Source organism: Bradyrhizobium sp. USDA 326, from assembly GCF_049739485.1.
Taxonomy (GTDB): domain Bacteria; phylum Pseudomonadota; class Alphaproteobacteria; order Rhizobiales; family Xanthobacteraceae; genus Bradyrhizobium.
In genome coordinates, this window is the sequence record NZ_JBMGQA010000001.1 from 5233823 (window position 1) to 5246797 (window position 12975).

Here is a 12975-nt window from a genome sequence, read left to right on the forward strand (position 1 = left end):
CTACGGATGCCGCGAGCGTGTCAGCATGATGCCGACATCGTCGAAGATCGCGGCGATCGGCGCATGCGGCTTGTGCACCGTGATCTTGACGGAGCGGACGCGCGGGAAGTTCGACAGGATGGCGTCGGCCACCGCGCCGGCCGCGCGCTCCAGCAGCTTGTAACTGGTGTTCTTGAACGCCGCCGTCGTCGTCGCCACGACGTCGGCGTAGGACACCGTGTCCGCGAGCCGGTCGCTGCGCGAGGGCTCAGAGAGATCGGTGTAGAGTTCGAGATCGATGACGAAACGCTGGCCGACTTCGGTTTCGTGATCCATCACGCCGTGGCGGGCATGGATCGACAGGCCGGTGACGAAGATCGTATCGGTCATTGCTTGCTCTCGATTGCATGCGCCACCCGCAGGGCCTGCAGGGTTTCGCCGACATCATGGGTCCGGATGATCTTCGCGCCGCGCTGCGCGGCGATCAGATGGGCCGCGATCGAGCCGGCGAGCCGCGCCGATGGTTCCGACGGCGACACCGCGGCGATGAAGCGCTTGCGCGAGGCGCCGACCAGGATCGGCAGGCCGAACACGTCCAGTTCGCGCAGCCTCGCCAGCGCGGTCATGCTCTGCTCTGCCGTCTTGCCGAAGCCGATGCCGGGATCGAGCACGATCTTGTCGCGCACGATGCCGGCTTGTGCGGCGATATCGAGCGAGTGCCGAAAGAACGTCTTCATGTCCGCAATGATATCGATCGCGGGATCGACGCTGTCGCGGTTGTGCATGACGATGACGGGGACACCTCTTGCGGCGATCAGCGGCGCCATGTCGCCATCGCGTTGCAGGCCCCAGACGTCGTTGGCGATCGCCGCGCCATGGTCGAGCGCGAAGGCCACCACCTGCGCCTTCATGCTGTCGATCGAGACGGGCACGCCGAGCGCCACCACGTCGGCCAGCACCGGCTTTAGTCGCGCCAATTCGTCTTCCGCGGCGATCGGGCGGGCGCCCTTGTAGGGCCGGGTGGATTCGGCGCCGATATCGATGATGTCGACGCCATCGGCGATCATCGCCCGCGCCCGCTCCAGCGCCTGCGCGGGCGCGATGAACGCGCCGCCATCGGAAAAGGAATCCGGGGTGACGTTGAGCACGCCCATCACCGCAGGAAGAGGCCGCTCCAGCAGCGTCCGAAGCGCGTCGATCCCGGCCGAGCCGGCCGGCGGGACGGAAGGGGAGAGCGAGGCGTTCATGCGGCCCGCTTTGCGCGGTCGGGCAGGGGGAGTCAAGACGGGAAGGGGGCGCCGATGGCTACGGGCGTCGCTTTCTCGCCGTCACCCTGAGGTGGCCCCTTCTTCAGCGGCCCTCGAAGGGCGACGGCCCGGCTCTTTCCGTGGAGATGCAGCCTGCCCGTGCATCCTTCGAGGCTCTCCATGGGACGTCGTGCGTCCCATGCCTCGCACCACCAGCGACAACCGCTTCGCGGTTGCGCGGGGATGACGGGGACAGAGTCTAAGCTAATACGTGATCTTCGGCGGCAGCTTCTTGGCCTTGGCGATGATGTCGCCGACCGATTTCTCGGATGGCAGGATGCGGACGAGCTTCTTCTTCTCGTTGGCTTCGCGCATGCTCTGGGCGAGCCTCGCCGGATTTCGATAGGCGAGCTCGCGCACGGTGGTGACGCCGGCGGCGCGGATCAGGCCGACCTTGGCCCTGCCCATACCGGGAATGCGCATGTAGTCGGAGACGTTGGCCCATTCCAGCAGCGACTGCTCGCTGATGCCGGTCTTGGCGGACAGAGCCTTGCGGCCCTTCACGGTCGAGGCCGCCTCGAGCAGCGCGTCAGTGGTGCGGATTCCATGCGCCTTCAACTTGTTGGCTGCAAAGGCCGACAGGCCCTCAATCTCGGAGATTGGATATGTCATGATACTCGGTATGAAATGCGTGGCTTCAGGCGAATTGGCTGAGGCCCGGAGTCCCAGCGATGATCTTGCCCATCTGATCCGCTCCGATTTTGTCTCGCCCGTAGCGGAAAAGTTCACGGGCGACCTTTTGAATATCGGACATGCCAAGTCCCAGGCCCATCAGGCGCGTGCCGACCGCCATCAAGCCGCCGCCCATCAGCCGCGACAGGCCGCCGCCGCTCCGGGCCGCCTCAATCGCAGCTTCTGCTCCGGGGATCTGGTCGATCAGGGCCTGCACGCTATCGGAAGGACCCTCGCTGCGGAGGAAGCCCAGGATAATGCCGACGGTCTTTTCAGCGACAGCACCATCTATGCTGGCGTTTGCCGCCAGCCGTCCGATCAGCTCGTCCATAAGGCCCCTCAGCCGGTTTGCGTGCCGGAGTATTGCTTTCGAAAATGATCTTGAGCCGGTGTGATGTGAAATTCAAGCGATGAACGCATGCGCCGTCGCGATTCATCCTCGAAGGCGCGAAAAGTGTTGCAGCCGTGCAAGAGCCGAGATCGAATCGGCAAAAAAATTGCCGCGCTGCGAATAACTCGTTCCTACTTTCGGCTGATCTCGTCCATTCGTGTCCGACAATCTCGCATGGTCGGGGCGCGTTGAACGGTTTTAATCGGTGTGCGACATGCGTTAAACTACGGAACTGGCGCAATCGGGTTTCAATACGCGAAACTCGGCATAGAGATCAGAGAGAATAATGACCGCACAGGACAGCAAGCTCGGCGATACCGACGACAAGATTTTCGTCGGCAAGGGAAACGAGCAGGCATGGCTGACGTTGGCGCTCGCCAATCGCCACGGCCTCGTCACGGGCGCGACCGGAACCGGCAAGACCGTGTCGCTGCAGGTGCTGGCGGAAGGATTTGCGCGCGCCGGTGTTCCCGTATTCGCGGCCGACATCAAAGGTGACCTCTCCGGAATCTCGGAAGTCGGCGAGGCCAAAGACTTCATTCTCAAGCGCGCCGGCGACATGGGTCTCAAGTTTCAGCCGGACCAGTTCTCGACCGTGTTCTGGGACGTGTTCGGCGAGCAGGGACATCCGGTCCGCGCCACCGTCACCGAAATGGGGCCGCTCCTGCTGGCGCGGATGCTCGATCTGAACGAGGTGCAGGAAGGGGTTCTCAACGTCGCCTTCCGCGTCGCGGACGAGAATGGCCTGCCATTGTTGGATATGAAGGATCTGCGATCGCTGTTGGATGCGATCGTTCCCGCCAGTGGCAAGAAGGGACCGGATGCTGAGGAAGATCCGCTAGCCGAGGTCCGCAAGGCCGCGCAGAGCTTCGGCAACGTCAGCAAGGCGACGGTTGGAACGATTCAACGCCAGCTGCTGGTGCTGGAAAACCAGGGCGGAGCGAAATTCTTCGGTGAGCCGGCACTGGAGCTGAAGGACTTCATGAAGACCGATAGCGACGGTCGAGGCATGGTCAACATTCTGGTTGCCGACAAGCTGATGGAGAGCCCCAGGCTCTACGCGACATTCCTGTTGTGGTTGCTGTCGGAGTTGTTTGAGGAATTGCCGGAGGCCGGCGATCTGCCGAAGCCAAAAACTTGTGTTCTTTTTCGACGAGGCGCATCTGCTGTTCAACGATGCGCCGAAGGCGTTGATGGACAAGATCGAGCAGGTGGTTCGTCTGATCCGTTCCAAGGGCGTCGGCGTCTATTTCGTCACCCAGAATCCGATCGACGTGCCGGACAAGGTGTTGGCCCAGTTGGGCGGTCGCGTGCAGCACGCGCTGCGCGCCTTCACTCCGCGCGACCAGAAGGCCGTCGCTGCTGCAGCCCAGACCTTCCGGCCCAATCCGAAGCTCGACACCGTCAAGGTGATCACGGAGCTCGGCAAGGGTGAGGCGCTGGTGTCCTTCCTCGAGGGCAACGGCACGCCGTCGATGGTGGAGCGGGTGATGATCCGGCCACCGTCGGCCCGCATCGGACCAATCACGCCGGACGAGCGCAAGGCAATCATGGCTGCAAGCCCGGTGAAGGGCAAATATGACACCGCCGTCGATTCCGAATCCGCCTACGAGATGCTCCAGAAGCGCATCGCCGACACCGCGGCCACGGCGGACAGTCCAGCGGGTGGAAGCGGCGGCGGCATCCTGGGCCAGATCGGCTCGATCGTCGGCACCATCTTCGGCACCAACGTCAAGCGAGGCCGTCTGTCGACCGGCCAGGTCATTGCGCGGGACGTGACGCGATCGGTCACCAATCAAGTGATCGGCGGGATGGCCGCCAATATCGGCAAGTCGGTCGGCGGCCAGCTCGGCGGCTCGATCGGCCGCACGCTTGTCCGCGGCGCGCTCGGTGGATTGCTGCGGCGGTAGGCAGGACGCCCGACGGGAAGGCAATTCGTCCGCCGAGCTCATCGACCTGTCCCGATCGAGGGGCCGAACGTCGCACACATTCAGGTGAGGGGGCTCTCCAAGCCCCCGCGGGTCTGCTACGTCCTGTTTCGTCGCCGCACCGGACCCCCGCCCCGTGACCCCGCCCGCCCCCTTAGCCAAGCCTGATGCGCCGAGACGTCTGTCGCTGCGTGCGCCGCTGGATCTGCTTTTTCTGTTCTGCTGCGTGGTGCTGACGGCCGACGTGCTGGTCCCCGAGATTTTCGGCCACGGCAAGACCAAGGACTACTTGCTCTGGTACTGGGCCGGACAGCAGGTCTTGCAAGGTGGGCCGCTCTATCCTGCCACGGCCCGCGACTATTTCGACTTCATCTATCCGCCGCTGCCGGCGATCCTGCTGGCGATTCCGACCTGGTTCGGCAAGATTCCGCTCTATGTCGTCCTGTCGATCTTGAATGCTGTGGCGTGGTGGTACACCGGGACGTTCTCCCAAGTCATGACAGGCTCGGACCGCAAGCCTGGCCGCTGGCTGGAGGCGCTGCCGGTCCTGGTCACGGTGGCCTTCGTGTTCGACATGTTCGATCTGGGCCAGCCGAATCTCGTCCTGCTCGCGATGATGCTCTATGGCTTCTGGAGTCTGCGGCACCAGCGGGCGTGGCTCGCCGGCTTCTTGTTCGCGCTCGCCGCCGCCATCAAGGTGTTTCCGATCGCTGTGCTGCCCTATCTGCTCTGGCGGCGGAAGTGGGCCGCCCTTGTCAGCACCATCGCCTTCACCGGCATTCTTCTCTATCTCGTGCCGGCGCCGATCCGTGGCTTCGCGCGCAACGCGGCCGAACTTGCGACCTGGTACCAGGGCATGGTCGGGACGAACTCGGAGAAAGGCTTTGGCCAGCGTGACGAACAGAACTGGTCGTGGGTCAACCAGTCCCTCATCGCCGTCACGCATCGCCTGGTCCGGCCGATCAACTACAATCAGGACGATCCCAGCAAACCGCCGCGCACGATCAATGTGGTCGAGGTCGACTACAGGACGGCGAACTGGATCGTGCTTGCGGTTTCGGCGTTGCTCGGGCTCGCCTTCATCGCGATCATGCCAGGGCAGGCGCGGCGAACGGCGCGCTCGGATGCCGAGGAACTCGGCATTCTGTTCTGCCTGATCACGGTGGCCTCGCCTCTGGCCCGGCAATACTACTTCATGTGGCTGTTCTTCCCGATCACGGTATTGATCCATCGCGCCGCATTCGACGCGCGGGCGCATGTGCGCGTGGGAACCTGGCTTGCCTTGGGGGCCGCCGGCGTCCTCATGCTGCTGTCGCTGCCGTGGTTTCCCAAGGTCATCCAGGCCTGTGGCAACAACCTCGCTGCGACGGCCGTCCTCGCAGGGTGTCTCGCCTGGCACATCCGGCATCCGCCGGTTGCGGCTGGCCCCAAGGCCGCGCCGGCGTTAAAAGCGCAGACACCTTGAGACCCCCGCAATCAGGAACACGACAATGTCAAACACGCAGCTTCAATCCGTGCTCGACCACATCGACAGGGATTTCGACAACAGCCTGGAGCGCCTGTTCTCGTTGTTGCGGATCAAGTCGATCTCGGCCGATCCGGCTTTTGCGGATGATTGCAAGGCCGCGGCCGAGCATCTCGCCAGGGACATCGCCAGCTTCGGTGTCGCGACCGAGGTGAGGCCGACCGCGGGCCATCCCGCCGTCGTCGGCAGGACCGGAGCGGGCGGACGGCCGCACGTGCTGTTCTACGGCCATTACGACGTGCAGCCGGTCGACCCGCTGGATCTCTGGCACCGTCCGCCGTTCGAGCCCGTTGTGGCGGATCATGCCGACGGCCGCAAGATCATCGTTGCGCGCGGCGCCGAGGACGACAAGGGGCAGGTGATGACCTTCATCGAGGCCTGCCGCGCCTGGAAGAAGGTGACGGGCTCGCTGCCGGTCGACGTCACCTTCCTGATCGAGGGCGAGGAGGAGGTCGGCTCGAAGAATTTCGTGCCCTTCATCGAGGCGAACAAGCACGAGTTCAAGGCAGACTACGTGCTGGTCTGCGACACCAGCATGTGGGACAGCAACACGCCGGCGATCACGACCTCGCTGCGTGGCCTGCTCTATGAAGAGCTGAAGATCACTGCGGCCAATCGCGATTTGCATTCCGGCGTGTTCGGCGGCACCGCGATGAACCCGATCCGGGTGCTCACGAAAATTCTGGGCGGCCTGTTCGACGACGACAACCGCATCACCATCCCCGGCTTCTATGATGGCGTGAAGGATACGCCGTCCGACATCCTGGAGCAGTGGAAGAAGCTCGAATTCACGCCCGAGACCTTCCTCAAGCCGGTCGGGCTGTCGCTCCCGGCTGGCGAGAAGGGCAGGCTGCTGGTCGAGCAGGCCTCGACGCGCCCGACCTGCGACGTCAACGGCATCTGGGGCGGCTATATCGGCGAAGGCTCCAAGACCGTGATCCCCTCACATGCTTCGGCCAAGGTGTCGTTCCGCCTTGTGCAGGGCCAGGATCCCGCCAGAATCCGCAAGGCCTTCCGCGACTACGTATCGGCGCGCATTCCCGGCGACTGCAAGGTGGAGTTCGGGGACCATTCCGCTGCGCCCGCGGTCGCGCTCGACTGGACCATGAAGCCGCTCGCCGCCGCCAGCAAGGCGCTGGCCGCGGAGTGGGGCAAGGAGACTGTGCTGATGGGCTCGGGCGCCTCGATTCCGATCGTCGCCGACTTCAAACGCACGTTGGGCCTCGACTCGCTGCTGGTGGGTTTTGGCCTCGACGACGACAACATCCACTCACCGAACGAGAAATACGACCTGCGGAGCTTCCAGAAGGGCATCCGCTCCTGGGCAAGGATCCTCGCCGCGCTGGCCGAGGTGAAGTAGGGCGCGCTATCCCGTCATTGCGAACCTAGCGAAGCAATCCAGAATCTCTTCGCGGAAGCAGTCTGGATTGGTTCGTCGCAAGGGCTCCTCGCAATGTCGAGCGGAGAGGCCGACGGCCCAACAAAAACGCCGCCCGGGATTGGGCGGCGTTTCATTCCAAAAGGCGTAGAGGTTCGTTGGGCGCTACTCTACACCAGATCGAAAATATCTCAAGACCTGTAGCCGGGATTGACGCGGTCGAGCTTGCGCAGCAAGGGCGGCCACACGAGATTGGTCGCGCGCAACTCGGCGCGGTCGCGGTTCGACAGCAGCTCGGTGTTCTTGTCGATCGCGATATCGTCGACCGGATAGACCGGCGTGCCCAGCGCGCGCGTGCGCACCTGCATCGAGCAGGCGCGCTCGAGGTGATACATGCGCTCGAAGGCGGAGGCGACCGAGCGGCCAACCGTGAGCGTGCCGTGGTTGCGCAGGAGCATGTGGTTGTGGTCGCCGAGATCCTTCTGCAGCCGCGGCCGTTCGTCGTGATCGAGCGCAATGCCTTCATAATCGTGATAGGCGAGGTCGTGGGTGACGAGCTGGGCAGTCTGGTTCAGCGGCAGCAGGCCTTCGGCGCTGCTTGACACCGCAGTGCCGTCGAGCGTGTGGAGATGCAGCACGCAGATCGCGTCCTCGCGCACCTCGTGGATCGCCGAATGGATGGTGAAGCCGGCCGGGTTGATGCTGTATTCGCTCTCGGAGAGCTGGTTGCCGTGCAGGTCGACCTTGACGAGGCTCGAGGCCGTGATTTCCTCGAACATCAGCCCGTAGGGGTTGATGAGGAAGTGATGGTCGGGACCGGGCACGCGCGCGGAGATGTGGGTGTCGACCAGATCGTCCCAGCCGTACAGCGCGACGAGGCGATAGCAGGCGGCCAGATTGACCCGTTGCTGCCACTCCGCCTCCGTCATGTTCGACGGCACTTCCCTAAGGCGCGCTTCCGCTGGCGACATGGCTGATCTCTCCGAAACATCGTTGTTGCGGGGAGGGAGCGTAGTCTTGGCGGCGATCGGCAGCAAGGCGATCAAAGCGCGGCAGTCAAGCGTAGCCCGCATGGAGCGCAGGCGGAATGCTGGGAGCCCAGCCAAAGACTCCGCGATTGCGCCGCGAGGTCCGGGGCTACGCCCAAGAGGAAATCGCTACGGCGCCGGGATCGACAGCAGGGTGGAAATGCCGCGACCGCGGATGTCGTAGACGCGGGCGAACACCACGTCGTCGCGCTTGATCTCGACCATGACGGGCGCGGTGAGGCCCTTGCAGTAGAACTCGCCGAGCGTCATGGCGAAGTCGGCCGCATTGGAATCCCAGCCGATGGTGAAGTCGGGCCCGAGCGCGACCTGGGCCGGGCGCTGCGGACCGCAGACCGCAACCTTCCATTTGCGGTTGCTGGGCGGCACTTCCTGGCGCTCGACGAGCTGCTCGCGCAGTTCGTCGGAGGCCTGCTTCAAGGCGAGGCCCCAATAGTCCAGCATGAAGCGGTCGTCGGCGCCGCGAACGGTCCCGGCGATGTGGTTGAAATGCGTGTATTGGTAGGGGTGCAGCCGGATCATCTCGGCGAGCGACAGCGCAAGGCCGAAGCAGAAGGTGGCGAGCACGACCGGTTGCCAGGTGCGGTGATTGGCGCGCAGGCGCTCCATGGCCCAGGCGAACGCGACGCCGCCGAGCACCGCCATCGGCGGGATCACGAAGACGAAATGACGGATGCCGTTGTACAACGCCGGGCGCTTCACCATCGCGATCGCGAGCGGCAGGGTTGCGGCCAGCGTCAGCATCAAGAGGATGGTCTTGCGGCGCGCCGGAACCCCGCGCCGCGGCAGCATGGCGAAGGTGCCGAACACGGCGCCGGCCGTCAGCACCAGCATGACCTCGGGCAGCTGCAGCGCGAACAGCGTCGGCAGATAGGACCAGGGCATGTCGGGCACCGACACGATCGCGCCGTCGAACATCTCCTTCCACGGCTTCTCGAAGAAATGCGAGAAGTAGGTCAGCGCCTCGAAGGGATTGCCGGGCTCCATGATCGACCACGGCCAGATCAGGCCCATCACGAGGTAGCCGAGCACGAGGCCGGGCAGCAGCACATAGACGACATGGGCGAAGCGGCGGACCGATTCGCGCAAGCCTTCAGTGCGCAATTCCTCCAGGAGCAGCGGCATGAAGCCGAGCACGGCGTAGACCAGTGCGAGCCCGCCGAGAATGCGGCATCCCAGCGAAAGGCCGGCACCCAGGCCGACGATGAGGACCGTGCGTGGCGACGGCTGCGGATATTCCTCGGCGAGACGGACAAGGCCGAGCATCAGGATGATCATGGCCACCGCGAAGGGCGCATCCTTCGGGTTCATGAACATGTGGCCGTAGAAGATCGGGCAGAGCGCGAGCAGCAGGAGCGAGGCAAGACCCGCAAGAGGTCCGCCGATGCGGCGGCCGAGCCGCCACGTCACGGCAAGGCCGATCACGCCGACGATGGCGCCGACCAGGCGGCGCGTCTCGAACAACTCGAGCGGAATGACCTTGTGCAGGAGGGCCGCGACCATGTCGAAGCCGCCGCCATACATGTAGAGATTGGCGAAGGAGAGCGCCGCGGTGTCCTTGAAGCCGGAACCGAACATCCGCAGCAGCAGGTCGGCGTATTCGGCGTGGGTGTAGTCGTCCCAGCCGAGCCCGTAGTCGCGGAAGGTCAAGCCTGCGATGACGGCGACCGCAGCCAGCACCAGCATGGCGAGATCATCGCAGGTCCGTTCGACCGAGCGCCGAAGAGGCGTGTCGATCGCCGAAGTCGTGATGGAAGTCATGGCTATCGGTGCCCCGGAATCCCCTCTCGGCCCTGCTGGTGCGCGCGGACCTGCTCCCTAGACTCCGTATATCGCAGTTCCATTACCAAGTAATTGGGCATTATGGCTAAATTCCTGATGCGACGCAGCAATTCCGTTTATTGAGAGCAGCCTTATGCTGTACCGAGCGGGAGCTGAAGGGAATGTGAATAAGTCCCTGATTTCCTTCCCTTTAGGAACACCGCCTACAATTGGTGGTTGGCGTGGAACATCGTATGACGGTATCGTGGCATAGCGGTTGTCGCGTGTGGATGCGCGGCCGGGGGTGAGTTCGATGAACTTGGCATTGTTGATCGTGGGGATTTGCGCCTTCCTGGCGGGTCTCCTTGCGATCATTTTCGGCCTGACGATCAGGGAATTCAGCCTCGGAGGAACTCTCATAATCTCCGGCGCCATTGGCGTCTGCTCCGGAATGTTACTGGTCGGCCTGCATCTCGTGGTGCTCGAGCTCAAGGGCATCGCTCGCCGGCTGGCCGCTGCGATCGCGCCGTCCGAGGTTCGGGTCAGGCCCGTGCTGCCGGGCCTCGCCGTATCAGGCACCACCGCGCCCGAGCCCGCGCCACCGTCCGCTGGTCCGCCGCCGTGGCAGAGCGAAGCTGCCGCGCGCGAGCGTCCGCGCGTCGAGGGCGCGCAGGAGGCCGAAGCCCCTGCGCCGCCTCCTGCCCCGGAAGCGCCGCGCCGGCGCAACCTGCTGTTCACCTCGATCTCGCGCAAGGAACGCGAGCGCGCGGAGGCGAAGGCCACTGAAGGTGCGCCGCAGCCGCCTGCGGAGCCCAGTGAGGCCCCTGACCATCCGCCTGCGAGCTTTGACGTTGCCTGGCCGAAGCCGGACCGTATGCGGCCGCAGGAGCCGCCGGCGGCCCCGCGCCGTCCGCCGCCGCGCTCCCCGTCGACCTTTGCGGAGGCCGCCCCGCCGCCTGCACCCGAACCGCCGCCAGCTGTCGAGCCGGCACCCGTGACCGTGCTCAAATCCGGCGTCGTCGACGGCATGGCCTATTCGCTCTATTCCGACGGCTCGATCGAGGCGCAGATGCCGGAAGGCATGATGCGCTTTGGCTCGATCGACGAGCTCCGCGCCCATCTTGACCAGCGCGCTTGAGGCCGCTGCGCATAAGCCAAGCGGCGCTGTCCACCAGTCATCAGCGCCTCGTCGTCAGTTGTCCTGTTTCAGCCGAACGTGTTGTTGACATGGAATACTCTGGCGTCGTCAATCCCGTGAGACGCAAGGCGAGGGAGGGCGGCCGATGTCGGACGCGGGGGCCAAGAATTTCATCGAGCTGACGGCGAGCATCGTGTCGGCCTATCTCAGCAACAATCCGACGCCGGCAGCGGAGATTCCGAACCTGATCAGCCAAGTGCATGGCGCCCTGGTGCGGGTGTCGTCGGGCCGCACCGAGACGGCGCCGCTCGAGCCCGCAAAGCCGGCCGTGTCGCTGAAGAAGTCGATCGCGCCCGATTATCTGGTCTGTCTGGAAGACGGCAAGCGTTTCAAATCGCTGAAGCGCCATCTGCGCACGCAGTACAACATGACGCCGGAGCAATACCGCGAGAAGTGGGGCTTGCCGGCCGACTATCCCATGGTCGCCCCGAACTATGCGGTGGCACGCTCGCAGCTGGCCAAGCAGATGGGCCTCGGACAGCAACAGCGGAAGCGAAAGTAATTTCCTACGACGCCTCCGCGAGCGCCTCCTTTGCGTCGGTCTTGATGCGCTCGACCATCGAGCGCAGGCCATTGGAGCGCTGTGGCGTCAGATGATCGCGAAAGCCGAACTCGTTGAACACGGCGATCGCGTCGGTATCGAGGATCTCCCGCGGCGTGCGGCCCGAATAGAGCGCAAGCACGATTGCGACCAGCCCGCGTACGATATGCGCGTCGCTGTCGCCGCGATATCTCAGGATCGGCTCGCCATTGCCGCGGTCGACCAGCTTCTGGAGCCAGACCTGGCTCACGCAGCCCTGCACCTTGTTGGCGGGGGAGTGTTCCGCCTCCGGCATCGGTTCCAGGGTACGGCCGAGCTCGATGACATACCGGTAGCGGTCGTCCCACTCGTCCAGAAGCTCGAAATTGTCCCTGATTTCGTCGATCGTCGTCATGCTGGCCCATGTTCGCGTTCAGGCCAATATAGGGTCGCGAAGCCGTGAAATCGATAGGGCTTGGGGGCTAATTCGAGACCTCAGGGCCGCGCCATTCCAGCGCGAGGTCGTCCTGGGTCAGGGTGTCGCGCGGCGCCTCGCTCGTGGCAATGTCGCCTTCGCCGGCCATGGCGATCGAGCCGGTATGGTCGGGCGCCTTCTTGTTGTCGGTCTTGTTGCCGTCGTTCTTCTCGTTGGTGATCTGCTCTTTCTTGTCGTTGATGATCTGGTAGAGCTTCTTCGCGCCGTCCTGGGCCCGCTGGCCGATGATGGTCGCGGCCTGTCCGCCGACCTCGCAGGCGGCCGGCTGGCGCTTGCAGAAATGGGTCATGTCGGAGACAGCCGCGGTCGCAGCCTGCACCGCGTCGGCGGCGCCGATCTGCGGCAGCTTCTCCGATTCGGGCGTCTTGTCCCGCGGCAGGAGCACCAGTACCAGCCCGAGCCAGAATGTGATGCGAAGCAGAAAGCGCATCTTGCGACCTGTCCGTTAGATTCCGCCCGCGGCGATCTCCGCGGAAGTCGGACCTAGCAACTCTCGATAAATCGCAAGTGATTGCCTTGAGCTTAATTCGCGGAAAATTTACGCAAGATTCTTCGAAGGCTACGGTGTCGTAAATTTTCGATTGACGCCCGCGCCGCGGTTCTGCTGTCCGCCCGCATCCACCAATTCGAAACCATGCGGCGGAAGGTGAAACCCTGTGTTCACCATCCCGATCGAAGACGTCGCCAAATCGTCTAAAAAGCTTCGCGATCGCGCGGTGTCGGGCCGCACACGGCGTCGCCTTAGCACTCGTTTAAGGTCGCTCTGACACGGTG

The 12975-nt window shown here is 64.1% G+C and carries 12 protein-coding genes and 1 pseudogene; 5 read left to right on the forward strand and 8 right to left on the reverse strand.

Annotated features, from left to right (window positions below):
* The 4 genes from folB to ABIG06_RS24610 all read right to left on the reverse strand — a co-directional run bounded on the left by folB (position 1) and on the right by ABIG06_RS24610 (position 2289).
* Positions 1-369, reverse strand: coding sequence for a dihydroneopterin aldolase (gene folB, locus ABIG06_RS24595; RefSeq protein WP_370138914.1), 369 nt, complete (start codon positions 367-369; stop codon positions 1-3).
* On the reverse strand, positions 366-1226 hold the full coding sequence (folP, locus tag ABIG06_RS24600) for a dihydropteroate synthase (protein ID WP_370138915.1): 861 nt from the start codon (positions 1224-1226) through the stop codon (positions 366-368). Before folP ends, folB begins: the two co-directional genes overlap by 4 nt.
* A gap of 264 nt (positions 1227-1490) precedes the next feature.
* The gene (locus ABIG06_RS24605) at positions 1491-1898 is read right to left on the reverse strand and encodes a DUF4332 domain-containing protein (protein ID WP_124160814.1); all 408 of its coding nucleotides are present in this window, start codon (positions 1896-1898) and stop codon (positions 1491-1493) included.
* A 25-nt stretch (positions 1899-1923) separates the two neighbouring features.
* Positions 1924-2289 carry a DUF2267 domain-containing protein gene (locus ABIG06_RS24610; RefSeq protein WP_370138916.1) on the reverse strand — a complete coding sequence of 122 codons (366 nt, stop codon included), beginning with the start codon at positions 2287-2289 and terminating at the stop codon, positions 1924-1926.
* A gap of 346 nt (positions 2290-2635) precedes the next feature.
* On the opposite strand from ABIG06_RS24610, the pseudogene ABIG06_RS24615 reads away from it, so the two are divergent.
* The 3 genes and pseudogenes from ABIG06_RS24615 to ABIG06_RS24625 all read left to right on the forward strand — a co-directional run bounded on the left by ABIG06_RS24615 (position 2636) and on the right by ABIG06_RS24625 (position 7162).
* A pseudogene (locus tag ABIG06_RS24615) lies at positions 2636-4259 on the forward strand (helicase HerA-like domain-containing protein).
* A gap of 154 nt (positions 4260-4413) precedes the next feature.
* The gene (locus ABIG06_RS24620) at positions 4414-5742 is read left to right on the forward strand and encodes a glycosyltransferase family 87 protein (RefSeq protein ID WP_370138917.1); all 1329 of its coding nucleotides are present in this window, start codon (positions 4414-4416) and stop codon (positions 5740-5742) included.
* 25 nt (positions 5743-5767) lie between these two features.
* Positions 5768-7162 carry a M20/M25/M40 family metallo-hydrolase gene (locus tag ABIG06_RS24625; protein ID WP_370138918.1) on the forward strand — a complete coding sequence of 465 codons (1395 nt, stop codon included), beginning with the start codon at positions 5768-5770 and terminating at the stop codon, positions 7160-7162.
* A 209-nt stretch (positions 7163-7371) separates the two neighbouring features.
* Here the strand turns inward: ABIG06_RS24625 and ABIG06_RS24630 are convergent, their stop codons facing one another.
* Positions 7372-8151 carry a class II aldolase/adducin family protein gene (locus ABIG06_RS24630; protein ID WP_035671190.1) on the reverse strand — a complete coding sequence of 260 codons (780 nt, stop codon included), beginning with the start codon at positions 8149-8151 and terminating at the stop codon, positions 7372-7374.
* Positions 8152-8337: 186 nt separating this feature from the next.
* Positions 8338-9987, reverse strand: coding sequence for a glycosyltransferase family 39 protein (locus ABIG06_RS24635; protein ID WP_370138919.1), 1650 nt, complete (start codon positions 9985-9987; stop codon positions 8338-8340).
* Positions 9988-10300: 313 nt separating this feature from the next.
* On the opposite strand from ABIG06_RS24635, the gene ABIG06_RS24640 reads away from it, so the two are divergent.
* Positions 10301-11125 (forward strand): DUF308 domain-containing protein, encoded by an 825-nt coding sequence (locus ABIG06_RS24640; protein WP_199751740.1) that lies wholly within the window; start codon positions 10301-10303, stop codon positions 11123-11125.
* A 145-nt stretch (positions 11126-11270) separates the two neighbouring features.
* Positions 11271-11687, forward strand: coding sequence for a MucR family transcriptional regulator (locus tag ABIG06_RS24645; protein WP_036005917.1), 417 nt, complete (start codon positions 11271-11273; stop codon positions 11685-11687).
* A 4-nt stretch (positions 11688-11691) separates the two neighbouring features.
* On the opposite strand, the gene ABIG06_RS24650 is transcribed toward ABIG06_RS24645, so the two are convergent.
* Positions 11692-12120 (reverse strand): SufE family protein, encoded by a 429-nt coding sequence (locus ABIG06_RS24650; RefSeq protein WP_370138920.1) that lies wholly within the window; start codon positions 12118-12120, stop codon positions 11692-11694.
* A 67-nt stretch (positions 12121-12187) separates the two neighbouring features.
* Positions 12188-12631: a DUF5330 domain-containing protein gene (locus tag ABIG06_RS24655; protein WP_370138921.1), complete on the reverse strand. Its 444-nt coding sequence runs from the start codon at positions 12629-12631 to the stop codon at positions 12188-12190.
* Between the last annotated feature and the right edge of the window lie 344 nt (positions 12632-12975).